This is a genomic window from Paenibacillus sp. GbtcB18, from assembly GCF_019091125.1.
GTDB classification, from domain to species: Bacteria; Bacillota; Bacilli; order Paenibacillales; family NBRC-103111; genus Paenibacillus_F; species Paenibacillus_F chitinolyticus.
In genome coordinates this window covers 21,004-47,316 of the sequence record NZ_JAGXJX010000017.1, presented here as the reverse complement: position 1 = coordinate 47,316, position 26,313 = coordinate 21,004, and the positions used below count along the sequence as shown (strand labels likewise).

Genomic DNA, 26,313 nt, shown 5'->3' with positions numbered 1-26,313 from the left:
TTCGAGTTGGCGCTGCAGTAGCTGGGATTGAACAAAAACATATCATGATATAAGCGGAATCAAATAGCCTGTTTGCAGCCACTGTACTAGAGGGGCAAATAGGCTAATTCTGCTAGTGGCAAGGCGAGGATATTGAAATAGAAGTTTAAACTATGTCGGAGCCGGTCAAACGAACGGGAAACTATAACTCAAAAAACGGCGGCTGGCCATAACCGGCTGCCGTTCTTTGTCTTGTCTGCTGACATATCAGCTCGGTTCCTCAACCGATATTCCTTTCAAAAGCAGTTGGATCGCCTTGACATGCAGCGCCGCATATTCTTCCCCGCTTAATTTGGGCATCGTTAGGCAGAGCTGCGTTGCCCCAGCCATGGTGGACATTACACCGAAACTCAACGTTTCGATATCTTCATGAATAAAAACACCCTCGTCGATCCCTTTTTGCAGCACCTGTTTGATTGCACGATAGGCTGCATCTGTGATCTCTCTCAATGTGGCCAATGCTTCGGATTCACTGGAAAGGGTTCTGGCATACTCTTCGAGCGCGCGGAGTAACGGACTTTCACAATCTCTTCCGAATAAATCAGCCATTTCAAGCAACTGCCGGCTGGGAGATTTGGATTGCTCGGCCAGATGAAGCCACTTTTGTGACATTTGTTCCGAATGCTGGGTAAGCAGTTGGAGAAAGAGCACTTCTTTGTTTTTAAAATGATGATACAAATTGCCTTTACTCATCTGTGTCAAGACACATAAGTCGTCCATTGTGGCCCGATCGTAACCTTTTTCTATAAATAACAACTTGGCCTGGTTTAAAATAATCGTTTTTGCTTCTTCTGCCGGCAATCGCCTTCTGCTCATAAGCTCCTCCAGGGAACCTTACAAACGGTTCCTCTTCTGTTTGAAAAATTGAAAAGCGCTGTACGAGATAACGATAGCAAAAATCCCAAAGAATGCAAACCTCATATCCAACGTGTGGCGGTAAACCATACTTTGCAGCCCCATGTTATTCAAAGCCGATGATCCATATCCCCAAACAGATGTATTGAAAATGTTCGTGGCAAAATGAATCCCGATGGGAGCGGCCAGCCCATTGGTCTGATAAGCAACGATTCCCAAAAAGAATGCTCCTTGCAGGTAATACAGCGGACCAAAAATTCCGTAGTTTAGCATTTCGGGGTTCAGTCCGTGGACCAGGGCAAATATCAGGGAAGTGAGGAAGATCGACCAGAATACACCGCCTCTTAATGCTCGGAACATCCGGTACATATACCCTCTGAACAAAATCTCTTCTGCAGCACTTTGAATCAAAATCAAAGGTGCAGTAACAAGGAGTACCCCTAACCACGGAAGCGGATTGAACTGAAGCGTAAAGGCTTGAGGATGCACGGCGATATCGACAAGTAAATACAGGATAAGTGCCGATAGGTACAGTGAAAAATAAGTCGCAAATTTTCGGTAATGGGGCCTTTTACCTTCAAACAAAAATGCTCTAAACCGAATGCCGTAAAAATATCTCGTAACGATGTAGACTCCGAGAATCAGGAAAACAAAGGACAAATAGAGCGTGATCAAACTAGGTAATCCTGAGCGAGCAGCGGGAATCAAAGCATGAATTAGATGTACCCCTAATAAAGCGCCTCCTTGCCAAATAATAAAAATGACGATAAACCCCGCGAAAGATTTGAAGCTGAATGGTATCGGCGGTTCGAGCCCATAATTTTTTTCCATGACATGCACCCCGTTCTTATCGCATATACCGACTATTTAGTCGGTAACTACAATATACGTATCCAATACAGATCTGTCAACACAATGACAACACCCATAAACCAGTATCAAAAAGTATCCTACCTTACAAAAATGATCGGATCCTACAAAAAAGTGCGTACTATTCAGGCGTAGGGGAAGCTGATAACTTAATATAAAGAACGATCGATCCAGATTTCGCTGAGCGATACGGTCGTTATAAAAAATCAAAGGTGAGGTGCGAAGATATGCAGGAATATCAACTTACTTTGAAAGATAAACGAATTGTATGGGGGAAGGCTATCGATATTGAGTCTCTTATTGGCAAGTATCCAAGCGACTCCATCAGACAGGGCGTGAACGATGCCTTGGATTGGAATTTGCCTGCCGGTATATATCGGGCAAAAGAGGTCGTTAGGGAGCTCGATAAGATGCTCGAGGCGATACTGGTTCAGCTTGGCGAACCGGTGAACGGCGATCCGGCTGTGCTCTTGGACAGTCTTCAAGCCAATTTGTCGATTTCCGGACGCTTGTCATCTTTGCCGCTGGGGCCATTGGCTCTTCAGGATAAAGCCGGCGCCGAGATTACGGCTCAGGCGCAGCGCATCGGCGAGCAATTGGTGAGCTGGGCCCGTGAAATGAATTCCGAGAAAAAGGGGCTCGACAAGTATGGGACGGAAACGCTTGGAAAGTTGGAATTTCGAAGCCACTGCTACGGTCATCTCCTGACCCCGGAAGCCGTTGCTCAGGTATGGGGACCCTTTGGCGGCCCAAGGATCATGCAGATTTATAATGAATACCTGCACCAATTCGTTCTGCTGCGGGATGCCTTGCTTCCGTTCGCCAATTGGGAAGAAGTTCCGTTTGAAGTCGAGGAACATACGGGGTTCAAAGGACTCCGTTTTCTGGAGCCGGTCCGGGAGATTTTTTTGACGCAATTGCTCGGGAAGAAGTTGACTCACAAATCGATTGTTCAATATGCGCAAAGTGTCGTCAGCTCCGGTCTGATTAACACCGGTTACGGCTTCCAATATCGTTTGGGAACCGTCCTGCCGGCGGGTTTGGGAGAGTCGGCAAGGACTGCTGCGCGGTATTTGTTGAAGTGGCATCCGGTACAAACTATAGCGGCACATGAAGCACAAGATGGGGCTGCGGTTTCCTTCGATTATGAGTACGAAGATTATTATGCCGCGCCCCGTAACGAGGCGGGAGCAGGTAAACCAGGAGACAAAGAAACGCTTCTTGTTTCGGGGGAGCATTACGATGAACCATCCATCGCCCGGTTGCTGCCAAATGCCGAAACCGGTCGATCCATCCTGCGTTTCGGTTTGGAAATGGAAGGCCGCGAGTTTACGGTAGATCTCGGTCAGCTTTTTAGAGGACACCGGTTCTTATATCGTCCGTATGGAAACGACAATGCCGGTGCTGCAGCTGCGAAGCGAGACTCCCTCAGCTTGCACCTTGCGGCAGACATTCTCGCGCATTCCGGATTGGTGACGAATACCGATGGCATTCATTTCATTCCAACCGGCGGGAATGAACTCGTGGTATGGGCGTTGCTGGGTAAACTGTATCCCGAAAATGTGGTTTTATTGGACAAAGGGGATAAGGAGGAGCTGGAGGCGGCTTATGTATCCGGCAAGGGGTTCGGAACGCAATTTTTAGTGCTGTAAGTCTTTAAACCAAACTAGATACACGGTCCGTCCGGATAAGAGCAGGAGGAAGGAATATGAGGTTAAGAGGTACCCACCCTAGGTACCTCTTTAATTTTTTGAAGTGTCTCCTAAGGCATGCTGTGGGTCGGTGTAGGATACTTCATCAGGATAACTCTCGATATAGGTGGTGCCAAAATCGCATAACATCGTGAGCATGGGAGCCAATTGTTCGCCCAACTCGGACAAGCCATATTCCACTTTCGGGGGCGAAACCGGGTAAACCTTGCGAATAATGAGTCCGTCGCTTTCCAGCATTCTTAGCTGCATCGTAAGCATACGTTGGGTCGCGTCAGGAAGGAGCCGCTGTAGCTGATTAAACCTTACCGGGCCTTTTGCTAAATGGTTTAATATAGATATTTTCCATTTCCCGCTGACTAAGCCTAGTATAATTTCCGAGGTACAGCGATATGTTTTGTCTCTAAAGGTAATCATCTGCCGACACATCCTTTACAGAAGAATGAAGCAAAAACCATGGGTTTCAAATTAAGCCGAACACAATCAAAGATGGATTAATCCATATATTAAGATTAACTAGGCTCCCATGTCAACGACTGCCGGGAACAATTCGTATATCTGCTCTAAACTTGCTCCAAAAGCGGGTGCGGAAGGGATTACTACATGCATATGACGTCTAGTAAATCTCGAGACTTTTGCTTTTCATAACCGGGCGATACAGGGTCCTTTCTCAAACAGTTGTTGACATTGAGAATCATTATCATTTATTATGTTTACTAGTGAACAAAATAATGATGATTGGAGGAAGCAAGGGAACCTATTCGATGAAACTGATAGGGATCTGATCGGTAGTTTTTATAAGAGTACGGGTTAACAACGCATATGAAAAGGAGTGGCGATGAAATGACAGTGAGCCTGCGCATTGAACAATTGAAAGCGGCAGTAGAAGGGAAAGAAATCTTGAAAGGTCTGAGCCTTACGGTAAACGGCGGAGAGATTCATGTCGTGATGGGACCGAACGGAACAGGAAAGAGTACACTCGCCTCCGCTTTGATGGGGCATCCCAAGTACGAAGTGACGGAGGGGACGGTTACACTGAACGGAGAAGATCTGCTGGAGATGGAAGTGGATGAAAGGGCACGGGCCGGATTGTTTCTGGCTATGCAATATCCGAGTGAGATCACCGGGGTGACGAATTCCGATTTCATGCGCAGTGCGATCCATGCAAAGCGTGAAGAAGGCCAGGAAATTTCGCTCATCAAATTTGTACGCATGATGGAAGCAAGCATGCAGACGCTGGAGATGAACCCGGAATTTATGCATCGTTACTTGAACGAGGGCTTTTCCGGAGGGGAGAAAAAGCGAAATGAAATTTTGCAAATGATGATGCTTGAGCCGTCTGTGGTCATTCTGGATGAAATCGACTCCGGTCTCGATATTGATGCGCTGCGTATCGTTGCTGAAGGGGTCAATGCTTTGCGCAGTGCAGACCGCGGGTTTTTAATTATTACGCACTATCAGCGACTGCTTAATTATATCAAGCCGGACTTCGTACATGTCATGATGCAGGGAACCATCGTAAAGTCTGGAGGGCCGGAATTAGCGGAGCGGTTGGAAGCGGAAGGATATGAATGGATCAAAGAAGAGCTGGGGATTGCAGAGGAAGCTGCGGCGCCGGACGAAGAAGAGTCGTTTCAAATTCCGATGCAAACCAAGTCACCGCGTATCTGAAAGGGGAGAGACGAAACATGACTATGAACCGTGCAGAGAACCGGATATCCGGGCAGCTTCAATATGAAGCGGAACCGGAATGGCTGTCCATATTGAGGGAGAGAGCCATGAATGCCGTTAGCATCTTGCAACTGCCCAAGCTGGAAAAGACGAATCTGCAGCGCTGGCCTTTACGGCAGCAAGGCATTTGCCGTAAGCCGGAGCCGATGATGTCGCTCGACGAATTGCCGCAATCTCTCAAGAAATGGGTGTACTCTGACGATGTGCTGGTGCAGCGGAATTCGGGCCCATTAATCAAGCACCTGACAGAAGGACTGCAGAAGCAGGGAGTTATTCTGACCGATTTGGAAACAGCAGCTCGGCAGTATCCGGAACTTGTAAAGCCTTATTTCATGCAAGCGGTACAGGCTGAAGAGAACCTGCTTACCGCGCAGCATGCCGCGCACTGGAGCGGCGGAGCCTTTATTTACGTTCCGGCGGGGGTTCATATAGAGACCCCGCTTCAGACGCTTTTTTATGTAGACGAATCCGATACGCTCTTTATGCCGCATGTTTTAGTGGTAGCCGAGGAGCGCAGCTCCGTAACGCTGGTGGAACATACAATGTCCTCGTCAGATAAGTGCGAGACGGTGAATCAAGCCGTTATGGAAATATTCGTGGGCGAAGGGGCAGCAGTCAATGTCGTGTCCTTGCACCAACTGGAAAGCGACTCGATCGACCTGACTTACCGGCGCGCAATCGTTGAGCAAGACGGAAGAATGAACTGGTTGATTGGCGAAATGAATTGGGGCAAGTCGATGAGCGATACGGCATCCATCCTTAAAGGCGAAGGGGCCGGTTCGGATCTAAAGTCCATCTTGGTGGGATCCGGACGTCAGACCATGAATATTACAGCCCGGACGATCCATATCGGTAAGAATTCGCCAAGCGATATGGTAATCCGAGCGGTGATGAGAGAGCAGTCAACCGCCATATTGAACGGAATCACCAAAATTGAGAAGGGAGCAAGCGGGGCGAACGGACAGCAGACCGAAAAAGTAATGATGCTGCATCCTCATGCACGCGGCGATGCCAATCCGATCCTGTTGATTGATGAAGACGATGTGAAAGCCGGACACGCCGCCAGCGTCGGTCAAGTCAATCCGGAACAGCTGTATTACATGATGTCCAGAGGAATTAGCCGCGTAGAGGCCGAGCGGCTTATCGTGTATGGTTTCCTCGCTCCCGTTGTGGACGAAGTACCGCTGGAAGGTATAGCCGCTCAGATGCAAGCGCTCGTGGAACAAAAGCTGGGGCAAATTAGGAAATCCGATCAAGCAAGCCTATCTGAATAAGGAGGATGACCATATATGGCCAAGGAATTGGTGGAGCTGGGAGACTATCAGTATGGCTTCAAAGATGCGCATCAAGCGGTGTTTCAATCCGGCAAAGGACTGACTCGTGAGATTGTTGCCACCATATCGGAGATGAAGGGGGAACCCGGCTGGATGCTCGACTTCCGACTGAAGTCGCTGGAATTGTTCCAGAGTATGCCGATGCCTGCTTGGGGCGGCGATCTGCGAGAGCTGGATTTTAATGATATCCAATATTATGTCAAGCCTTCCGAGAAGCAGGGGAAAACCTGGGAGGAAGTGCCGATTGAAATTAAGCAAACCTTTGACAAGCTCGGTATACCGGAAGCGGAACAGAAGTTTCTTGCCGGCGTGTCGGCCCAGTATGAATCCGAAGTCGTCTATCACAGCATTCAAAAGGAGCTGGAGGAGCAAGGGGTCATATTCACAGACACGGATACGGCGCTGCGCGAACATCCCGAGCTGCTGCGCCAATATTTTGGCACCATTATTCCGCCAAGCGATAACAAATTTGCCGCACTTAACAGCGCGGTTTGGTCAGGAGGAAGCTTTGTCTATGTGCCCAAAGGGATAAAATGCGAGGTCCCTTTGCAAGCTTACTTCCGCATCAATTCGGAGAACATGGGACAATTCGAAAGGACGCTTATTATTACGGATGAAGACAGCTTTGTACATTATGTAGAAGGCTGCACGGCTCCGATTTACAGCACGAACTCGCTGCATAGTGCCGTTGTGGAAATCATCTGTAAGAGAAATTCCCGCGCGCGGTATACAACCATTCAAAATTGGGCGCCCAATATTTACAACATGGTGACAAAGCGGGCGGTTGCCGAAGAAAACGCGACTATGGAATGGGTGGACGGCAATATCGGCTCCAAGCTGACGATGAAATACCCTTCCGTATTGTTAAAAGGACGCGGAGCCAAGGGCAGTGTGCTCTCGATTGCGGTCGCCGGCAAAGGGCAGCATCAAGATGCCGGGGCCAAAATGATTCACCTGGCTCCGGATACGACATCGACCATCATATCGAAGTCGATCAGCAAGCACGGTGGTAAGGTCACGTACCGCGGCCTGGCTTCTTTTGGACGCAATGCTTCCGGGGCTAAGTCAAACATCAAATGCGATACACTCATTCTCGATAACGAGTCCACGTCAGATACGATCCCCTATAATGAGATCATGAACGATAATGTCACGCTGGAACACGAGGCGACCGTCTCCAAGGTATCCGAGGATCAGCTCTTCTACTTGATGAGCCGCGGCTTGTCTGAAGACGAAGCGACCCAGATGATCGTGATGGGCTTCATCGAGCCGTTCACGAAAGAACTGCCCATGGAATATGCGGTTGAAATGAACAGACTCATCAAGCTGGAGATGGAAGGCAGCATCGGATAACGGCTGCAAGGACGCAGCGGTCGAGAAAAGCGTATAGAGAGTAAGATCAAGCAGGTTACCGGGCCAAACAAATAAGTTGTGCGATGCGGCAGTGGCGATCTTGGCAACCACCGCGGACCACCCATGGCGTTACCGTTGTAGTGCTTCTAAACAAAGCTTGGAATGAAATTGCGGCCGAGGCGTCTGAATAGTTATTTTGTTAACAAGTAAATAATATCATTGAACGGACGGTAACACCTGCTATGGAAAACACGAATTTAACCAACACGGAAGAGCAGCAAACACAGAAGCCCGTGAAGCTCGTACCCATAATTATTGCGATTTTCATGGGAAATTTCCTCTCGCTGTTGAACAGCAATACGATTAATATTGCCTTACCGGTTTTGCAAAAAGAGTTTGCTTCCGACCTGAGCGTCGTGCAGTGGGCATTGACAGGCTTTATGTTGGCGCTTGGCACTTTCGCGCCTACTGCCGGCTATTTCGGTGAACGCTTCAGTTACAAGCGATTGTATATGTTCGCCTTGCTCGGCATGACGGTCGCCTCCGTGCTGTGCGCCTTGTCTTGGAACGCGCCGATGCTGATCGCATTCCGCATTATTCAGGGTGCATTCTGCGGTATTATAGTGCCCGCGTCGATGACCATGATATTCCAGACCATACCGCGACACCAACAGTCTGCCGCCATGAGCATCTGGATTGCCGCTTCGATCGTGGCGCCGGCTATCGGACCGAGTTTTGCAGGGTGGCTTATCCAGCACGGATCCTGGAAATGGCTCTTCTGGACCAATGTGCCACTCGGGCTGCTTGCCATCGTTTTTGCCTTTTTCTTCATTCCGTATTATCGTCTGAAAGTACCGAAGGGATTCGATTTGTGGGGGCTATTGACGGTCATCGCCGCAAGCTCACTGCTGCTGATCACGTTGTCGCAAGGGGCCGGTTGGGGATGGGGATCGGTCAGTACGCTCATTTGTCTGGGAAGCGGGCTATTGGCACTGGCGCTCTTTCTTTGGCGCGAGCTGTCCATCGAGTCTCCGCTCCTGCAGCTCAAAGTGTTTCTAAACCGACGCTTCACGTCGACGCTCCTATTACTGTGTATCGTGATGATCAACTTTTTTTCGGGCATGCTCCTCGTTCCCGTCTTCCTGCAAAATGTTCAAGGGCATTCGCCGCTTGATACGGGGATCATTTTATTACCGTCTACGCTAGCCATGGCCATTATGTCCTTGATAGTCGGTAGGCTGTACAAAGTGGTTGGCCCCAAGCCGCTATTGTTTGTTGGCGTACTGTTGATGATCGCAGGAAATCTGCCGCTGGCTTGGCTTCAAATCGACAGCTCATCTGCTTATACGCTCTTGTGGATGACGATCCGCAGTATAGGTCTGGCTCTAGTGCTAATGCCGGCGACGACTGCCGGGATGGAGGAGATTTCCCGCGAGTACATCGGCCATGCCTCCTCCATTCAGAACTGGTTGCGCAATGTATTCGTATCATTCGGTGTGGCACTGTTCACCACGCTGCTATCTTCACGCACGGCAGATCACGCCGCTAGGCTGACGAATGAGGACGCCGGACCGCAGTTAGCCCACCTGTCCACAACGATGGGCATCAACGATTTGAACCTTTTAACCACGCTTATTGTCGTTCTGGCTCTGCCGTTTGTTTTTGCAATTCCCTCTAAACGGAAGAAGGAGCGGGCAATGGACGGCGCTTTGAGCGATCCCGTGCGTTAACCATCTCTTATCTTCAGTAGAATACGATACTCCTCCGGCGCCGGAATATGATATATTTGTTTCTAGGTTAACAATAATCCGCGTTAATGAGGTGCAAGAGGATGAATTCACTGGAGATAATCAAACGGATGGTTTATGATCAGGTCCTTAATTATGTGCATCTGAGCGAGCAAATGATCGAATCAGAGCAAGGCAATATCTTTCACTATGCAAAGGAGCTGCAATTGCCGTCGATTCCGCGTCATTTGACAAGCGTGCACGTGATTGACTGCATCGGCAACAACAAGCAAATCAACAATACGGCGCTTGCCGAGAAGATGAACTTGTCCAAGGCTAACATTACGAAAATTAGCACGAGGCTGCTGGAGGAAGGATTAATAAAGCGAAGTCAACTGAACGACAATAAGAAGGAAATCTACTTCAGTCTGACGGCGAAGGGCAGACAGATTTTTGAACTTCATGAACGGCTTCACAAACTGGAGGAAGAGAGGTTTATGCAATTACTCGAACCGTTTGCGGAAGCGGAGTTACACGTTATTCTGAAATTTCTGCAGAACGTATCCTCGCATTGGGCTAAAAAAGTGACGGAGTAGGTGAACGGCTGCGGGAGCCGTGGAGAGTGATCTACGTGACAGGCTATTTCGAAAAAGAATGCGGATGACAAGAATTTATACGCTATCAACGGGGGTTCCGCGTATAAATAACATGAACACAATAGCGGCAAGATTAAGAATAGAGGGTCCGTCTGCGTAAAGTAGACGGACCCTTTAGACATCCGGAGAAGGTAACTCAGATCGAGGGATTTGCGGTGCAAACGAACTATGCCGCTTGTGCCCTCGAGCAAGTTCGGCGGGGACATGTCTCCTACAGGGCCGGAGGCGAAGTGGCGTTGAGCGGGCATGGTTATTTAAAGCGGCCATAATGCTTCCCGTAAGACAAAATCTTATCATATAAGTACTTATTTTTTAATGCTTTAAGCGGGTATATTTGCGGCCGCGTGTTCACTTCCAGAATCCAAGGTTTCCCTTTTGAATCGAGAGCCACATCCAAGCCGAGCTCCTGGAATCCTTTGTGATGGCGGTCAAAGTTTTTGCCAACGGCAACGCCAAGTTTTTTGAGTTTCGACTCCAGCTGTGGGGTGAAGGTGGAGCTGAAATCGGTACCGTTCATCGTCTCGCTGAATGTTCTGACGGTGCCGCCTTGACTATAATTGGTGGTTACTTTGCCGGGGTTGCCGATTTTGGTGAGTAGGGCGGTGCTGACCCAATTTCCCTGTCTGGTTTTCTGGACCATAACCCGGATATCGAACGGCTTGCCATTGCTTTTGGCTAAGCGAATTCCTTTTTGCAAGAGATAAGATCTGCCCCCTGCAAAGCGATTCAGATCACGATACAATTGATTTGTAGTTGAGTACGACGTTTTGGTACCATTCATCTGGCTCAGGTAGCCCCTGTCTGTTTTGCGGATACGGATAATGTTTGTTCCGCCTGATCCATGGGTCGGCTTAAAGAAGACGCTGCTATAGTTGTCCAGCATAGCGGACAGATTTTTTTTGTTAAACAGTAATGTGTGCGGTACGTATTTTCGAAAATAGGAATCTTTAAGCAACCATTGAGTTTTCTTCCACTTACTCTGCATGGTGCTGCTTTTATAGTTCATTGGTAAGGGACTCACCTCTTGTTTTTTGTATAGCATATGCCGAAAAGTAGAGCGAGTCTCCATGATGGCCTTGAACTACGATATGAGCCTGCGACCATTTTCGTCTAAAACAATAAGATGGTGCCTCATCTCCTTCCAAATGTATTTCTACGCGCTTAAAGATAAATACCAATGAGAGGATCTATGAGCACCGCGTATTCGTGTCAGCCAAATTAAAAAGCTGGCGGAGTCACCGAAAAAAGTATGGCAGCATGTTCGTTAAAATTGTTTTCCCATTTGTGCTTCATTTGTGCCGGTATTTTTACACTATCGCCAGGTTCCAATACGTATTCTTCATCGTCTAAAAACACTTTAATTTTTCCCTCCAATACAAAAGCAACTTCTTCTCCTTTATGTTCCATCTGTTTCTCGGATGAAGCGGTGTTAGGTGGCAAATTCATAATTGCTGTTGCCAGGTTTCCGGTACAATCAGGCGAAACCAGCTCATAAGAGATGTTATCCATGACCATTTTCTTTCGGTTATTGGATCTAACCACCAAATCATCCGTGTTTGTTTCTTCCATGAAAAAACTAAAGGTAGGAACTTCTAAAGTTTTCGCTAAAACCTTAAGGGTCTGAATAGAAGGGTTTGCTAAGCCGCGTTCGATTTGGCTCAACATGGAAGGCGTTATTTCAGCTAACTTTGCTAGTTCTCTAATGCTAAAGTCTTTAGCTTTTCTATATTTTTCAACTTTTTTACCGATATCTATATTCTCCATTCCAATGCCCCCTTGATCATCAGTCATTAAATCTAATTAAACAATATTAAATATAACTTAACATTCAAAGTCATTCGTGTTAAACTGTACTTAACATTAATAAATTACATTTTACTTGGTTTTGATGACGATAATCAAGTCAATAAGGAGGATGGATCAAGTGAAAAAGTTTGAATTCAGCGAGCTGCCTTTTCTAAACCAACTCATCTCCACGAAGGAACTATTGTGGTTAAATCCTAAACTTGAAAAGTTTGAAACCGGTATCACAAAATCCCCCCTTACCCAAGAGGATGTTAGGGATGCGGAGGAAAGGTTGAAACGTTTTGCTCCGTATATTGCCAAGGTTTTCCCGGAAACAAAACCGATGAATGGAATAATAGAATCGCCTTTAAAGAGAATTCCATCCATGAAACAAGCCTTAGAGCAAAATTATCAGCAGCCTATATTAGGTGAATTATTGCTTAAGTGTGATAGTCACCTTCCTATATCGGGGTCTATAAAAGCAAGAGGCGGGATTTATGAAGTTCTCAAACATGCGGAAGAATTAGCTCTTCAACATCAATTACTGACGATTCAAGATGACTATTCCATTTTAGATAGTAATCGGTTTCGAACATTCTTCTCCCAATACTCAATCGCAGTAGGCTCGACTGGAAATTTAGGACTTAGTATAGGCATAATGAGTGCGAAGTTAGGCTTTAATGTGACCGTTCATATGTCGGCTGATGCAAAACAATGGAAAAAAGACTTGCTCCGAAACAAAAATGTGAATGTAATTGAGTATGAATCGGATTATAGTAAAGCAGTAGAGGAAGGCCGGCTCCAAGCAGATAGGGACCCTTCCTGTTATTTTGTAGATGATGAAAATTCTCATGATCTGTTTTTAGGATACGCAGTAGCCGCATCTCGATTAAAAAAACAATTAGAAGAGTTAGACATCACAATTGATGAGGATCATCCTTTGTTTGTTTACCTTCCATGTGGAGTAGGTGGCGGTCCTGGCGGTATAGCTTTCGGTTTGAAGCTATTGTATCAAGATCATGTTCACTGTTTCTTTGCAGAACCTACCCATTCTCCATGTATGTTACTTGGTTTAATGACCGGACTTCACGATAAAATTTCCGTACAAGATATTGGGCTTGATAATGTAACGGATGCTGACGGACTTGCTGTTGGAAGACCATCCGGATTTGTGGGTAAAACCATAGAACCGTTTCTGAGTGGTAATTATACGGTTAGCGATGAACACTTGTATACGTTATTAAAGGAACTAGTGGATATGGAGGGAATTCATTTAGAGCCTTCAGCACTGGCAGGTATGATAGGACCCATTAAATTAAGTCAAGAAGGAACCGATTATTTACGCAAGCATAATTTAACGGAAAAAATGAGTAAGGGCGCTCACATTATTTGGGGGACTGGCGGTAATATGGTTCCTGAAGATATGAGGAGGCACTATTATCAAAAAGGATTGAATTTAACACGAACAAAAAAGAACCCCTAATTGCGGGGTTCTTTTTTTGTTTAGTACATATACATTCAGTGCAAGAAGCCTGACCGCAAACTTTGGTTATATAATGTTCCTTGAAATACACAATTCCCAGATGTTACATTTTAATAGGACCGTATAGTTACTACTAAAAATGGAAAGAAGGCTGACGACATGGGAATGCGTGGATATTACTTTGCTTTGGATGACAATCTGGTGCAGCAAATCGCGGCAGGCGACCTTGCATTGAAGAGTTTGAAAATAGACAAGTATCCCGGACTGGACATTGATAGATCCTGGGAGGGGATCCACTACTTGCTTTGTGGAGATATTTCCGATGGAGAGCCCCCTCTTGGCTATGTTGTTCCTTTGACGTCAGACAAAGGCATCGATTTCGGCTCATTCGGGGCGTTTTCCTTACGCGCCCAGCAAGTTGCAGAAGCGGTTCAGGCTATGTCTGAGCTGGATGAAGCGCAGCTCCGCTTGCGGTATGACTTCCCGGCCATGGTCAAGGAAGAGGTGTATCCTCTTGAGGCAGGCACTGTTTCAGACGAGGATGAGGACGCGTTCTTTGCCTACATGCTTCAGCATTTCAACGAAATCCGGCGTTTCTACAGCCAAACTGCAGCCGAGGGCAAAGGTCTCATCTTCTATATTTTCTAGTTCCAATAATTGATCATGCATGCGGCAAAAAAATCATTACATAGGCTCAGGGGATTCCTCGCCTAACTTCATATGGCGGACATAAGAAACGACCCCGAGCTTAAATAAAGTTCGAGGTCTTGAAACTAATGGAGGCTTCATTTTAATCGTAGTTAGGGGAGTGCATAAGCATATGAAAAGTATGGAGCACAATAAAAACATTTGGGAAGAGAAAGTAAAGCAGCAAAACCGTTGGACCGTTCCTGTATCCAGCGAAGACATTCAACAGGCGAAAGCAGGTAATTGGAGCATAGTGGTAACCTCAGTAAAACCTGTACCAAAAGCATGGTTTCCTGAGCTTCCTGGAAAAAAAGTGCTGTGCCTTGCTTCTGGCGGCGGACAGCAAGGACCGATACTCGCGGCAGCTGGTGCCGATGTAACCGTATTGGATTTTTCGGAATCGCAGTTGGAGCAGGACGCACTGGTTGCGAGACGCGATGAATTATCGATCCGGACCGTTCTCGGCTCGATGACAGATTTGAGTATGTTTGCCGCGAACAGCTTTGACTTAATTGTACACCCGGTATCCAATTTGTATGTGCCTGAAATTCAGCCGGTCTGGCAAGAAGCGTTTCGTGTGCTGAAGCCCGGAGGCAGCCTAATCAGCGGATTTATGAATCCCGTATTTTATTTATTTGATTGGGACCTTCAGGAAGAAGGGGTCCTTCAAGTGAAACATTCCATCCCTTATAGGGAACTTGATTATTCAACAGAAGAAGAGATTGCCAAGAATGGAATACCGCTTGAATTCGGCCACACGTTGGAGCAGCAATTGCAAGGCCAAATCGATGCCGGCTTTCTCATTGCCGGGTTTTATGAAGATACCTTCGGAGGAGAAAAACTATTAGATCGTTATACAAATAGCTTTATTGCAACACGGGCCGTAAAACCAAATTTATAAGATCTTGATGGGATCGAATTCTCTTCTATGGATCCTTTTTTTGTAAAATGAAGCCGAAGCCCAACACAAAAGGGCACAAATCTTAAATAGGAGTGATTAACATGCGGCAACTCAATCACATTCGAAAGGAACATTATGACATGAACAAAGAAAAGAGGATTTTCACGAATGCATACTATGAATATAGGGATTCTCGCGCACGTAGACGCCGGGAAGACGAGTTTGACTGAGCGTATTTTGTTCGATACGCATGTCATCAACGAGCTGGGAAAGGTCGACCAAGGAAATACCCAGACAGATGCAATGGAATTGGAACGAAAAAGAGGCATCACGATCAAGGCGTCCGTCGTTTCTTTTGTCGCCCATGGTTTGAAGATCAATTTAATCGACACGCCGGGCCATGCGGATTTTATCGCGGAAGTGCAGCGATCTCTGAGCGTATTAGACGGCGTCATACTGGTTGTTTCGGCGGTGGAAGGTGTACAAGCGCAAACCAAAATACTGTTTTCCGTCTTGAATAAAATGGGACTTCCCACGATTCTATTCGTGAACAAAATAGATCTCACCGGCGCACAATTCGATTCCACGATCGTGCGGATCCGCGACAAACTGACGCCGAACGCTATTCCCCTTTGCCGAGTTGAACATGCAGGAACGAAGATGGCGTCTGTTGCCGAACACCGTTTTGACTGGAATACGGATCCGGCTTTTCTGGAACAATGCATCGAACTCGTGGCAGAGTATGACGAACAATTGTTGGAGTCTTACGTTAACGGCGAAGGTATATCCGAAGAGCAAGTGAAAGAAAAATTCGGTAAGCAAGTAAAGCAAGCGAATGTATATCCGGTTTATTTCGGTTCCGCCGTGACGGGAGAGGGCGTACCCCATTTGCTCGCCGGTGTGACCGAATGGTTTCCGGTGAACGAGCAGGCGGAGAAAGAGCCGTTGTCGGGTGTCGTCTTCAAGCTCGAGAAGGAGCCGTCCGGCGAAAAGGCAGCTTATGTCAGACTGTTCTCCGGCAGCATGAACATTAGGGAACAAGTGAAGCTGCAGCGAAAAAACAAGCAGGATGAATATGAAACGCGCATCTGCAAAATCAAAAAACTGCATGCCCTAATAAACGGAAAGTCAGTTCCCGCTGCCAAAGTAACCTCCGGAGATTTGGGCAAAGTATGGGGACTGGAGAACGTGCAGATCGGGGATGTCGTCGGCGAGCGGTCCGATTTGATCAAGCACTTCAGCTTCGCCGTTCCGCAAATGGAGACGCGAATCGAACCGGTAGAACCAAACAAAGCGCATCTGCTGTACCAGGCGCTTATTGGCATGTCGGAGGAAGACCCGTTAATCCAAGTGGTGAAAGATGATTCTCATCAAGACCTGTATATCCGTATTTTCGGCGAAGTGCAAAAAGAAGTAATTGAGACGGCCTTGCGGGAGGATTATGAATTAGATGTCCGGTTCTCGGAGACAAGGACCATCTGCCTGGAAAAACCGGCAGGCACGGGGCAGGCGTTGGAGATTATCATGGAGGGCCATAATCCTTTTTTTGCGACTGTCGGACTAAAAGTCGAGCCCGGCTTGCCCGGAAGCGGGATCGACTACCGCCTGGAAGTCGAGTTGGGCTCGCTGCCGCTTGCCTTCCATAAAGCCATTGAGGAGACGGTTTGTGCCACGTTGAAACAAGGCTTGTACGGCTGGGAAGTCACCGATATTGTCGTCTCCTTGACCCAAACCGGTTATTTCAGCCCGGTATCGGCAGCGGGCGATTTTAGAAAGCTGGTACCCCTAGTATTGATGGAGGCGCTGGCGCAAGCGGGTACCGATGTATATGAGCCTATTCATGCGTTCGAGTTAACGGTGCCCGCCGCGATATTGAGCAAAGCGGTATTCAAACTATCCGCCGTACGAGCGGTTGTACACGAAACGGCTATGCATAACGACACGTTTTATCTAACAGGCACCATTCCCGTAGCCGCCACTGAAGGCTTTAAGAGAAGCTTGCATACATTTACCCATGGTGAAGGGGTCATGCTGGTCGAGCCGGCCGGATTCATCCGGATGAACGGCGACTTGCCGACAAGGGAGCGAACCGATTACAATCCGTTGAATCGGAACGAATATTTGCTTCATGTTCTGCGCGCTTATTGAGGCCGTGTGCGTTCACGTACAGAATTTGCAACCCGAGTGCAGCTAAATGCTCCACTCGGGTTGTTTGTCGTGCGCCCGGCATGGGCGATAGTTCTAAGGTGTAAGTTTCGAACGGGTGATACCGCAAGATCGGATTACAAAATTGTAAGGTAGATGTAAGGCAAATCGATCACTAAGGCCAGCCCGGCAGGATAAGATTGGAACAAATAGATTTTTTTAAAAGGAGCATCGAGATGAAGCTGTTTGAACTGCTGCTTTTTTTGTCAAACATCGGCTTGTTTGCCTTAACAGCTCTATTAAAAAAAGGACGGCGTAGAGTTTCAGTATTCGTTGCAAGCGGGATCGCCTCACTTTTACTGGTCATTCATTGGATGGTGGAAGGATGCAGAGTTCAGCTATTTTTCGCATATTGCATAACGATCATTTTTTTAGCCATTTCAGGTTATAACTATTTCAAAAAAAACGGCCACAAAAAAATCCCACGATTCATGTTGGGTTCAGCTTATACCGCTATAGCGATCATGCTGATCGTAACAGCAGGTCTCATGTATGCTTTTCCTGTATTTAAACTTCCTGAACCGACAGGCGAATTTAAGGTAGGGACGCAAACTTTTCATTTCGTGGATCCAAAGAGGGAAGAGATTTTCGACAAAACCAGAGAGGGTAAGAGAGAATTGATGGTTCAGGTATGGTATCCGGCTCAAGCCGGCGCCGGCAAGTACGCTCCCTTTATTCCCGATACCCGGATTTTACGTTATATGGCCGCGAACTATGGCCTTCCCGGGTTTACACTTCAACACCTGAAGTACGTATCCAGTCATGCTTATTCGGGGGCCGAACTCTCTTCGGCACAGACTTCCTACCCGCTGATCCTTGCGAATCCCGGCTTCGGCTCTTCCAGGTTCCTTCACACGTCGCAAGCCGAAAATCTCGCGAGCCACGGGTATATCGTGGCAGTGATCGACCACACCTACAATACATTTGCAACCGAGTTTCCGGACGGTCGAATCACGACCAGCACAACCAACGACTTATTCTCGCCCGACCATGATTACCGGACGGAAAGCGGAAATCGCGATAAGTTGGGAAAAATTTTAACCGACGATGTGGCGTTTGCGCTGGACCAATTCGAGCTCATCCAAGCGGGGCAGATTCCAAGCCATCTAAAAGGGAGGATTGATCTCGGTCATGTCGGGGTGTTCGGTCATTCCATCGGCGGAGCGACGGCCTATGACGCTTCTTACGATCCGCGAATCGCGGCTGGAATAGACTTGGATGGAGGGCTTTATCGGCTGCGTGACAGAGAGGGTCTGCGAAAGCCGTTTTTGTTCATGAACTCGGAAAGCGAATTCGAAAGATTAAAGAAGGTGATGGATAACCACACCTACACGGAGGAAGAGCTTAAACGTATGGGCAATACAAGAGAGTGGATGGATCAAGTAACGGAAGACAAAAAGGTAGAGCTTGAACGGATGCGCGAAACGGTTGCTTCTGGGGGGCAATTCCTCTATGTCGACAATACGGAACATTTGAATTTTACCGACGTACAGTACATTTCTCCGATTTTCAAAATGCTGGGCGTTACAGGAAAGAATGGGCCCGAAAGAGCGAACTCCGTTATCAATGCCTATATGCTGGATTTCTTCGATATGTATCTGAAAAATCAAGGCGGAATCTTAATGAAAGGACCGGATAGCCGCTTTCCGGAGGTGAAATTCGTAACTAAGCTATTATAAATTGCGGAACAGGCTGCCGATTTTGATAGGCTCCCCTTCAGTAGACCGGTTTAATAATAAACCGCTGCTTGAAGGGGAGTTTTCCTTTGTCTAAGAAGAACGAAGCGGTTCAGGATTATCTCTCTGGTGAGTATTCGTCCTCGACGGCGATGCCGGCAGCTCTTAAATGCCCGTAGGCAACTATTCTGCTAAACTGAGATGAAACTTCATCTGCAGGAAGGGGTTTTTCGTATTTAATCCACCAAATTACAATCCCCATGAAAGCCGATCCGAGGTATTCGAGCAGCAATTCTTTGGATACCGCTAAAGGAGCATTTACCAGATCAGGATTCCACCCCTCGTTTAATTTATCTTTAATGATATTCTCCATTTTCACTTGAAACTGATGGATTCGATTCTCTTCAATTAACATGGAATGGTAAAAAGTCATATTAAGAGAAATATGTTCCAGTGCAGTTTGCATCACTGTCTCGAGTAGAGAAATACTGAAAGGATTCATGCTGATCGGACAAAGAACGACTGCATCCTTTAATTCGCTTAACAATTCATTCATACATGTATCTAATAAATCAGGCTTGTTTTGGTAGTGAAGATAGAAAGTGTTGCGATTGATCATAGCCTGATCGGCAATATCCTGAATCGTTATCGCTTCATATCCTTTTTCCTGAATAAGCTCATAAAACGCCTTTCGAATCGAGTGTTTCGTGCGAAGTATTCTTAGGTCGGTTTTCTTGTTCATTATTTTCTGTTCCCTTCAATTTATTTTAGAGCAGTTAAGCGACAAAATTTGTTGAGATGTCTGTTATCCTTCAAAACCAAAAATATTGAATATTGAGCGTGATATTACCCTCCATTATAATGAGCGATAGATAAATAAACAACACGACGTTCATTATTTATCTAATGACTATAAACTTTTAGGAGGATATACAAATGACAACAAAAAACCAAAATGAGCTTGTCCATAAGGCAATCGCTGTTCTGGAAAGTTTTGAGAGCGGCAATCCCGAAGCAATTACGGCTTACGTTCATCCCCAAAAATATATTCAGCACAACCAAGGCTTATCCGATGGTCGTGCGGCCATGCTTGGTGCACTTGGCCATTTAAAGGAAATTGGTACGAAGGTAAGTGTTAAGCGTGCTTTGGTCGACGGAGATTATGTGGCCCTTCATTCCGTATATGAGTTTTTTGGTTCCAAAATCATCATGGATATTTTCCGTTTTGAGAATGGACTGATCGTTGAACATTGGGACAATATGCAAGAGATGGTGGAAAAGACACCCAGCAATCATACGATGATTGACGGACCGGTCACGATAAAGGATATCGACAAGACGGATGCCAACAAAGAATTTGTCAAAAGCTATGTTGAGAACATCTTGCTTGGGAAGAACCCTGGCCTGCTTGCCGCTTATTTTGATGGGGATAACTACATTCAGCATAGTCCACATATAGCAGATGGCCTTACCGGTCTCCATGCTGCATTGCAGGCGCTGAAGAAGAAAAACATTGAATTTGAATATACTCATATCCATCAGGTGATTGGGCAAGGTGATTTTGTGCTTACAGTGAGTGAAGGTCTCTTCGATAATCAACCTACTGCTTTCTACGACATGTTCCGTGTGGAGAATGGAAAGATCGCCGAACATTGGGACGTCGTCGAGGCCATACTGCCGGCAGAAAAACGAAAGAATTCGAACAGCAGATTTTAAGTTTGGGGCAGCTGAATCGTAAGAAAGACAGTGCTTCCCGTAATTGAGGATCTTTCTCAAGATGCAGAGAGAACGATGTGAGTTAAGCGTAGAAATTGAAAGAGTTGGTCTTGACATAACTGTAAATGTAACGTATTACAAAGTTTAATTTTAACGCTTTCTTATGTTCAGCGCCTCAATCTGCCGCTTGGCGAACGCCGGTCGCTGATGCCGTGCGGATGGCGTCTATTAGCCTGTGCATCCGCACCGCTTTGGCGAAGTTAGGAAGCTCCACCTCGCTTCCAGCGAGCCGCTCCGCGAATAAAGCGTAGAGAAGGGCGACATTATATCCCGGTCCCGGCAGCGTATCCCGCGCGATGCATAGACATCCGGCGTTTCGATCGCCTCTGTATCCCCAGACGGTCGGACAATGCTAAACTTAAAAGTCGCGTAACAGCGGCTTTTTTTATTTTAACGAAATAAGTTCTTGTCAAAGTCAGTGACGAGAACTTATTTCGCTTTTCGTTGCGAGAGTAGTAAATTCATTCATAGGAAATTTTGATAAGAACGTCCTTGGATAGCTCACTTTTTTAGTCCGAAGTTATTAGTTGTATTTTTGATAAAATGATTCTCTTAGAAGGAGTATAGGTCTTGAAGTCGAAAAAAGTAACAGGATTAGAAAAGATAATGAAGTAATTTGGTAATTCAAAATAGAAGCTTTCGCGTTTTCATTGTATGATTCACGTATTATAAAAGTTAACAAGTTTTAATTCGAATTTCCGAGGGTGATTTCTATCAAAATTTCCATCGAAGTAATAGACCATACAGAAGAAGAGGAGATCCGCATCAGGTGTCACCAAGTAGACGACGAAATACATGAGCTCGTTAATAAAATAAAAACCGAAACGCTCATTGTACTTGGTTATCATGAGGATAAGATCAGCCGCATCAAACTTAGTGATATTTATTATTTTGAAGCTGTTGACGGAAAAGTTTTTGCGTATGGTAAGAACACCGTCCATGAGGTTAAACAAAAGCTTTATGAACTGGAGGAACTTTGCAAAGAGAAACATTGTTTTCGCGCCTCCAAATCGACCATTCTAAATATAGCTAAGATTTCCAGTATTCACCCGTCGATCAGCGGCCGTTTTCAAGCATTATTGGATAACGGGGAAAAGGTAGTCATATCACGGCAGTATGTGCCAATACTTAAGCATATGCTTGGATTATAAAAAGGGGGGAACTATATGAAGTATTCTAAGCTCATAAAAGAAATGATTAGAAATTTCTTACTTATATTTGCCTCCATCATTATAATTATCGCTATTTTGCGGCAAATCTATGCTCCTGATGCAAGTTTCGAATTAAAGACGATATTTACAATTATGGCTTTCTCTCTACTGGGTGCTTTGACCGGAATCATTTTATATACGCCGCATGCGATTAGCGAGAATAAAATGCGCATCCGAGTGATTTTACATTTCCTTTTTCTGGAAGCCTTATTAATTTCTCTGGCTTTCATATTGAATCTCGTATACAACACTTTCGGTACACTATTATTGGCTTTGGAAATTGCCGCAGTATACGCTATCGTTCGCCTACTGACGTATAAGAATGACAAAAAGGAAGCTCAAAAGATCAATGAAAGACTAAAAACATTTAAAAACGAGGTTTAGAAGATATACACAAACTGCTCCTAAATAAAGTCCTATTCGCAGCGTAAGTACACTTGATTGCGTTGTTTTTTACAACTTATTGGCTCTCAGCTACAGCTTATCGTATATACGTATACACCTGCTCGGCCATTTATTATGATGAACTCATAAAAAATTGGAGGAGGAGCAGAAAAGTCTTATGGAGATTTTAATCCTTGTTGTTACGTTGAGCTTTGAGCTGATAATTGCCGTTTATTCTATTATAACCAAGCAAAGCCGCAGCAAGATAAAGCGTTGGACGAGAATCGCAATGTTTATAGGATTCTTGATGCTGATTTTGGGGAAAGTTGTCGTATGGGAGCACACTTGGGGGCTTTTTGCAGGCTTGCTCTTTATATTAGCGTTCAAGGAAATTATTGCTCTCCTGCGCAAACAAACACACACTCCGCGTTACAAAATTTTTTCTACGATATGGAAATTCCTCTTGTTAGCACTGACCGTAGTCGTTACGCTTGTTCCTGTTTTACTATTTCCACAGCATAGGCTGCCACAAGTGACAGGTCCGTATGCAGTGGCGACCGCCACTTACAGCTATATGGACAAGAATCGTATCGAAGAATTTACGGATCAGGAAGACAATCGGTTTGTTAACGTGGAATTTTGGTATCCTGAACAGGCAGACGGAACCTATCCTTTGCTTGTGTTCTCCCATGGAGCATTCGGTATTAAAACAAGCAACACTTCTACCTTTACAGAACTTGCGAGCCACGGTTATGTCGTCGTTTCGATTGACCATCCCTATCATTCTTTTTACACCGTTTCCGAGGATGGAAAGATCGTGACGATTAATCCCGAGTACATGCAAGAATTCAACAATGCAAATAAAGGGGTTTATTCGCTTGGTGAGTTTTTCGAGCTTACTCAAAAATGGATGAAATTGCGAACGGATGATATGGATTTTGTCATGGATACGATTCTGGAACAAGCCGAGCAAAAAAAAGATTTTGTATATGAACGCATCGATACACAGAAAATAGGCGTGTTCGGTCACTCTATGGGGGGGACGGCAAGCGTAGCACTGAGCAGAGAACGCGATGACATTGACGCCGTAGTAAATATAGATGCTCCGTTCTTTAGCGAGCTTGTGTATGATAAAGTTACAAACGAATTAAAAGCAAAATCCGAAGCTTACACCATCCCGCTTCTTAACGTCTATTCGGATGATGTGTGGATACAGCTCGACAGCAGTTCTTCGTATATCGCGAATAGAATTTCGAATAAAAATTTTAAAGGTGCATACACCGTTCATTTTAAAGGCGCAAAACATCTAAGTTTAACCGACCTGCCTTTATTCTCGCCTATATTGGCAAATCTGTTGCAAGGAGGCAGAAAAGCAGATATCGATAAATATTATGCGATTGAAACTCAAAATGAACTTATCCTTCGTTTTTTTGACTATACTCTAAAGAATCAAGGTCAGTTTGCTCCAAAAGCGACGTATTGAGCCACAATGTGCCACAGCTTATCGCAATGGGAGAAGTTAGTTACCTATGAGAACGTCTAACCATCGTTCTCTGGATAAGTAAATGGTCGAAACCAAAACAGAGGAGAAGGGGCATTCGCATGCCGCTTTTATTCAAGCTTTGGGAAGCCTTGCGAGGCTTGATTTTGAACAAAAAAAACCGCCATCTGTCGATTCGACAGGCGGTTTTTTTGTTTAGGCAGTGGGAGCAGCCGGGAATGAGCGATAACGGTATTTCAAAAAAATTTGTCGGATGCCATCGCTTCATTTCCACCTGCGACAATTAATTTAAGCCCTGTCATGAAATTTTCGTCATCCGTACCGCCGACATGAATAGCTTCCATAATGTTTGTTAATTCGCCGCTGTTTATTGTACGCTCGGGCAGTGTTTCCCAGTTGTGCTCGTCAGCCTGTTCTTCAATCACACAGCCAAATGTATAACGAATAACGGTAAGCATAACAATTCTGGCTGTTCGTATATCCATTCCTGCACTGCGAAGAGAGACAAAAGAATCTTCCAAAAACTTCGCTAAAGTTCCATTGGGAAAAGGATGCGCGCCGGCTATCAACCCTGAACTGTTGAAAACTTATGAGACTGAACGTCGTCCCGTCGCCCAAATGACGGTTTCAGAGGCCGGACGAATCGCTGACACGGGTGTGTTTTCAGCCATGAAAAAACAGACGGAAAAGAGAACGTCTCCGTTTGACGATCTGATTGTATCGGTTGGCTATCATTACGAATCCAAAGCCATCCTTAAACAGGATGCCGCTCCTTCATCGCTCGATCATTTTGAACTAAAGGGGCGCCTCGGTAAACGGGCCCCTCATATTTGGGGCGAATATCCAGGTAGGAAATGTTCCACGCTTGACTTGTTAGGATTAGGATTTGTTTTGTTTGTAGGGGAAAAAGCCGAGGGGTGGGAGAATGCGGCGTAATACGTATCCAGACAGTTTGATGTCAAAATCAATACTTATTCCGTAGGACAGAATGGAGATTTCATTGACAAAGATTCTGGCTGGCAGAATGCTTATCAAGCTAAGGAAAAAAGCGTTGTTCTCGTTCGCCCGGACGGTTTTGTGTGTTGGCGTTGCGAAGATCATAGCGAGCAACCGACCTTAACATTAGAAGAGGTTTTTGCCCAACTTCTCGGCAAATAAAAGAGCTTAACGTAAGCGTCAAAAAGCCGCATCTTTGCGGCTTTTTGTTTTTTAACGATATATGTTTGTGTCAAAACCGGAGGACAGAAAGCAGAATAAGACAAAGAACATGTATCATTTCCGTAAAAAGATGCGTTGTGAATACATGGATTCCAACTGGGAAAGAAGGAGTTGATGGAAGAATATGCTTCGCCAGATGCCACCGATCGAATTTTAATGTCCAGTTGAATTATAGAGATGCTTTTTCTGTTCATAAAAAATCAACTTGTCGTTTGAATGCATAATATGTATAATTAAGAAAAAATTGGGAGGTATCGTGATGAAAAAATTATTCCTTTCGATGTTAGTCATTTTCACGCTTGCTTTAAGTTCGGGTGCAGCTAACGCTGCTACAACAGAAGAGGTTAGCACACAGGTAATCCAATATGACCATGCGTTTTATAGGATGGGAGAAACCTATCAAATGGGATATGGAAAGGGTTATACCTACGAAGTATATATTATCCGGGAGGGAATTTCTGTATCGAAAACTGGTCTAGTTACAGCGTTAAAAAGTGGTGGTGGTGGGTCTGTTCAAGTTTACGATAGATTTGGTAATTGGCTAGAAGATGCATTTTTCTATAATAACTACTAGGTATAGATTTACCTGATAATTATATCTAAAAATAGAGGGTCCTTCTTCATAGAGTAATAATCTTTGTTGACCGATTTGTATCCAAATTGAATTTCTAAAAAATGCGATCTCGTTAAGTTGTTAAAAGAATGGAAAGAAAAATACAAGATAAAAGAAATTTCAAGACACTTGGTAGCTAAAAAATGCTATGGCCTATTACCCATTTCCCTAGGTGATTTTTTGAAAGAGCGGGGGGATCTTGAAGTAGAAGTCTCCGTATCATTGAGATTTGTTCGAGATTAAGAGTGCCCGGAGCAGAAATCAAAAAGGACTGTCTATTGGTGAGCAGTCGCGTTAAACTAACGGGTACGATAACTCAATAAACAGCAGAAGGATCCGCCGCGGCGGATCCTTCTTACATCCTACAAACGGGCAGGATAACGGATAAGCTATTACCTTGGTTTTACTTAACTAAAACGAGTTTTCACTTGGAGGAAGATCGAGATGCTCATATGTCCGCTTCTCGGCTTAGTTGTGTGACTGGCTCTCATGGTACCTCATTACGCAAATGGGAACGTTAGTTGAGGAGCTTATTTGCAGCAGATCCTCTTTTTGTTGTTCATTGTAGTAACGAACCACGATGTCTTTATGCGACGTAC

The 26,313-nt window shown here is 45.5% G+C and carries 25 protein-coding genes; 18 read left to right on the top strand and 7 right to left on the bottom strand.

The features are described from left to right. Positions 1–246: 246 nt before the first annotated feature. The gene (locus tag KVT34_RS28260; protein WP_217563034.1) at positions 247–855 is read right to left on the bottom strand and encodes a TetR/AcrR family transcriptional regulator; all 609 of its coding nucleotides are present in this window, start codon (positions 853–855) and stop codon (positions 247–249) included. Positions 856–873: 18 nt separating this feature from the next. Continuing rightward, complete coding sequence (locus tag KVT34_RS28255; protein ID WP_254635212.1) at positions 874–1,725, bottom strand: CPBP family intramembrane glutamic endopeptidase; 852 nt, start codon at positions 1,723–1,725, stop codon at positions 874–876. 266 nt (positions 1,726–1,991) lie between these two features. Between KVT34_RS28255 and KVT34_RS28250 the strand changes: the two genes are divergently transcribed. Then, the gene (locus KVT34_RS28250; protein ID WP_217563033.1) at positions 1,992–3,416 is read left to right on the top strand and encodes a hypothetical protein; all 1,425 of its coding nucleotides are present in this window, start codon (positions 1,992–1,994) and stop codon (positions 3,414–3,416) included. 90 nt (positions 3,417–3,506) lie between these two features. Here KVT34_RS28250 and KVT34_RS28245 read toward each other — a convergent pair whose 3' ends face one another. Beyond that, the gene (locus KVT34_RS28245) at positions 3,507–3,890 is read right to left on the bottom strand and encodes a winged helix-turn-helix transcriptional regulator (protein ID WP_217563032.1); all 384 of its coding nucleotides are present in this window, start codon (positions 3,888–3,890) and stop codon (positions 3,507–3,509) included. A gap of 426 nt (positions 3,891–4,316) precedes the next feature. Between KVT34_RS28245 and sufC the strand changes: the two genes are divergently transcribed. The 5 genes from sufC (at position 4,317) to KVT34_RS28220 (ending at position 10,214) form a co-directional block, all read left to right on the top strand. After that, complete coding sequence (gene sufC, locus KVT34_RS28240) at positions 4,317–5,144, top strand: Fe-S cluster assembly ATPase SufC (RefSeq protein ID WP_217563031.1); 828 nt, start codon at positions 4,317–4,319, stop codon at positions 5,142–5,144. A gap of 17 nt (positions 5,145–5,161) precedes the next feature. Further along, a complete protein-coding gene (gene sufD, locus KVT34_RS28235; RefSeq protein WP_217563030.1) occupies positions 5,162–6,478 on the top strand; it encodes a Fe-S cluster assembly protein SufD in 1,317 nt (438 codons plus the stop codon). Positions 6,479–6,493: 15 nt separating this feature from the next. Continuing rightward, the gene (gene sufB, locus KVT34_RS28230) at positions 6,494–7,891 is read left to right on the top strand and encodes a Fe-S cluster assembly protein SufB (protein ID WP_217563029.1); all 1,398 of its coding nucleotides are present in this window, start codon (positions 6,494–6,496) and stop codon (positions 7,889–7,891) included. Positions 7,892–8,133: 242 nt separating this feature from the next. After that, positions 8,134–9,621 carry an MDR family MFS transporter gene (locus KVT34_RS28225; protein ID WP_217563028.1) on the top strand — a complete coding sequence of 496 codons (1,488 nt, stop codon included), beginning with the start codon at positions 8,134–8,136 and terminating at the stop codon, positions 9,619–9,621. Positions 9,622–9,722: 101 nt separating this feature from the next. Beyond that, complete coding sequence (locus KVT34_RS28220; RefSeq protein WP_217563027.1) at positions 9,723–10,214, top strand: MarR family transcriptional regulator; 492 nt, start codon at positions 9,723–9,725, stop codon at positions 10,212–10,214. 310 nt (positions 10,215–10,524) lie between these two features. Here KVT34_RS28220 and KVT34_RS28215 read toward each other — a convergent pair whose 3' ends face one another. Next, the gene (locus KVT34_RS28215) at positions 10,525–11,280 is read right to left on the bottom strand and encodes a YheC/YheD family protein (protein WP_217563026.1); all 756 of its coding nucleotides are present in this window, start codon (positions 11,278–11,280) and stop codon (positions 10,525–10,527) included. 212 nt (positions 11,281–11,492) lie between these two features. Next, entirely contained in the window at positions 11,493–12,038 is a 546-nt protein-coding gene (locus KVT34_RS28210; protein WP_217563025.1) for a cupin domain-containing protein, read from the bottom strand. A 160-nt stretch (positions 12,039–12,198) separates the two neighbouring features. Between KVT34_RS28210 and KVT34_RS28205 the strand changes: the two genes are divergently transcribed. From KVT34_RS28205 to KVT34_RS28185, 5 genes are all read left to right on the top strand, one after another. Further along, entirely contained in the window at positions 12,199–13,542 is a 1,344-nt protein-coding gene (locus KVT34_RS28205; RefSeq protein ID WP_483311459.1) for a D-serine ammonia-lyase, read from the top strand. Between the two features lie 159 nt (positions 13,543–13,701). Then, complete coding sequence (locus KVT34_RS28200; RefSeq protein WP_217563023.1) at positions 13,702–14,190, top strand: YfbM family protein; 489 nt, start codon at positions 13,702–13,704, stop codon at positions 14,188–14,190. A 172-nt stretch (positions 14,191–14,362) separates the two neighbouring features. After that, entirely contained in the window at positions 14,363–15,130 is a 768-nt protein-coding gene (locus KVT34_RS28195; protein WP_217563022.1) for a class I SAM-dependent methyltransferase, read from the top strand. A 168-nt stretch (positions 15,131–15,298) separates the two neighbouring features. After that, positions 15,299–17,278 carry an elongation factor G gene (locus tag KVT34_RS28190; RefSeq protein ID WP_217563021.1) on the top strand — a complete coding sequence of 660 codons (1,980 nt, stop codon included), beginning with the start codon at positions 15,299–15,301 and terminating at the stop codon, positions 17,276–17,278. Positions 17,279–17,511: 233 nt separating this feature from the next. After that, positions 17,512–19,014 carry an alpha/beta hydrolase family protein gene (locus KVT34_RS28185; protein WP_217563020.1) on the top strand — a complete coding sequence of 501 codons (1,503 nt, stop codon included), beginning with the start codon at positions 17,512–17,514 and terminating at the stop codon, positions 19,012–19,014. Positions 19,015–19,129: 115 nt separating this feature from the next. Here the strand turns inward: KVT34_RS28185 and KVT34_RS28180 are convergent, their stop codons facing one another. Beyond that, the gene (locus KVT34_RS28180; RefSeq protein ID WP_217563019.1) at positions 19,130–19,753 is read right to left on the bottom strand and encodes a TetR/AcrR family transcriptional regulator; all 624 of its coding nucleotides are present in this window, start codon (positions 19,751–19,753) and stop codon (positions 19,130–19,132) included. A gap of 194 nt (positions 19,754–19,947) precedes the next feature. Here KVT34_RS28180 and KVT34_RS28175 point away from each other — a divergent pair, with 194 nt between their 5' ends. From KVT34_RS28175 to KVT34_RS28160, 4 genes are all read left to right on the top strand, one after another. After that, a complete protein-coding gene (locus KVT34_RS28175; RefSeq protein ID WP_217563018.1) occupies positions 19,948–20,727 on the top strand; it encodes a nuclear transport factor 2 family protein in 780 nt (259 codons plus the stop codon). Between the two features lie 764 nt (positions 20,728–21,491). Beyond that, positions 21,492–21,938, top strand: coding sequence for a LytTR family DNA-binding domain-containing protein (locus tag KVT34_RS32655; RefSeq protein ID WP_309244141.1), 447 nt, complete (start codon positions 21,492–21,494; stop codon positions 21,936–21,938). A 15-nt stretch (positions 21,939–21,953) separates the two neighbouring features. Further along, a complete protein-coding gene (locus KVT34_RS28165; RefSeq protein WP_217563017.1) occupies positions 21,954–22,382 on the top strand; it encodes a DUF3021 family protein in 429 nt (142 codons plus the stop codon). A 178-nt stretch (positions 22,383–22,560) separates the two neighbouring features. Continuing rightward, on the top strand, positions 22,561–23,865 hold the full coding sequence (locus KVT34_RS28160) for an alpha/beta hydrolase family protein (RefSeq protein WP_217563016.1): 1,305 nt from the start codon (positions 22,561–22,563) through the stop codon (positions 23,863–23,865). 254 nt (positions 23,866–24,119) lie between these two features. On the opposite strand, the gene KVT34_RS28155 is transcribed toward KVT34_RS28160, so the two are convergent. Further along, positions 24,120–24,452 carry a TetR/AcrR family transcriptional regulator C-terminal domain-containing protein gene (locus KVT34_RS28155; protein ID WP_254635211.1) on the bottom strand — a complete coding sequence of 111 codons (333 nt, stop codon included), beginning with the start codon at positions 24,450–24,452 and terminating at the stop codon, positions 24,120–24,122. Positions 24,453–24,552: 100 nt separating this feature from the next. Between KVT34_RS28155 and KVT34_RS32065 the strand changes: the two genes are divergently transcribed. The 3 genes from KVT34_RS32065 (at position 24,553) to KVT34_RS28145 (ending at position 25,675) form a co-directional block, all read left to right on the top strand. Continuing rightward, entirely contained in the window at positions 24,553–24,819 is a 267-nt protein-coding gene (locus KVT34_RS32065) for a hypothetical protein (RefSeq protein ID WP_254635210.1), read from the top strand. A 27-nt stretch (positions 24,820–24,846) separates the two neighbouring features. Continuing rightward, on the top strand, positions 24,847–25,041 hold the full coding sequence (locus tag KVT34_RS32790) for an aromatic-ring hydroxylase C-terminal domain-containing protein (protein ID WP_369016297.1): 195 nt from the start codon (positions 24,847–24,849) through the stop codon (positions 25,039–25,041). A 319-nt stretch (positions 25,042–25,360) separates the two neighbouring features. After that, a complete protein-coding gene (locus KVT34_RS28145; RefSeq protein WP_217563015.1) occupies positions 25,361–25,675 on the top strand; it encodes a hypothetical protein in 315 nt (104 codons plus the stop codon). The last annotated feature ends 638 nt before the right edge of the window (positions 25,676–26,313 follow it).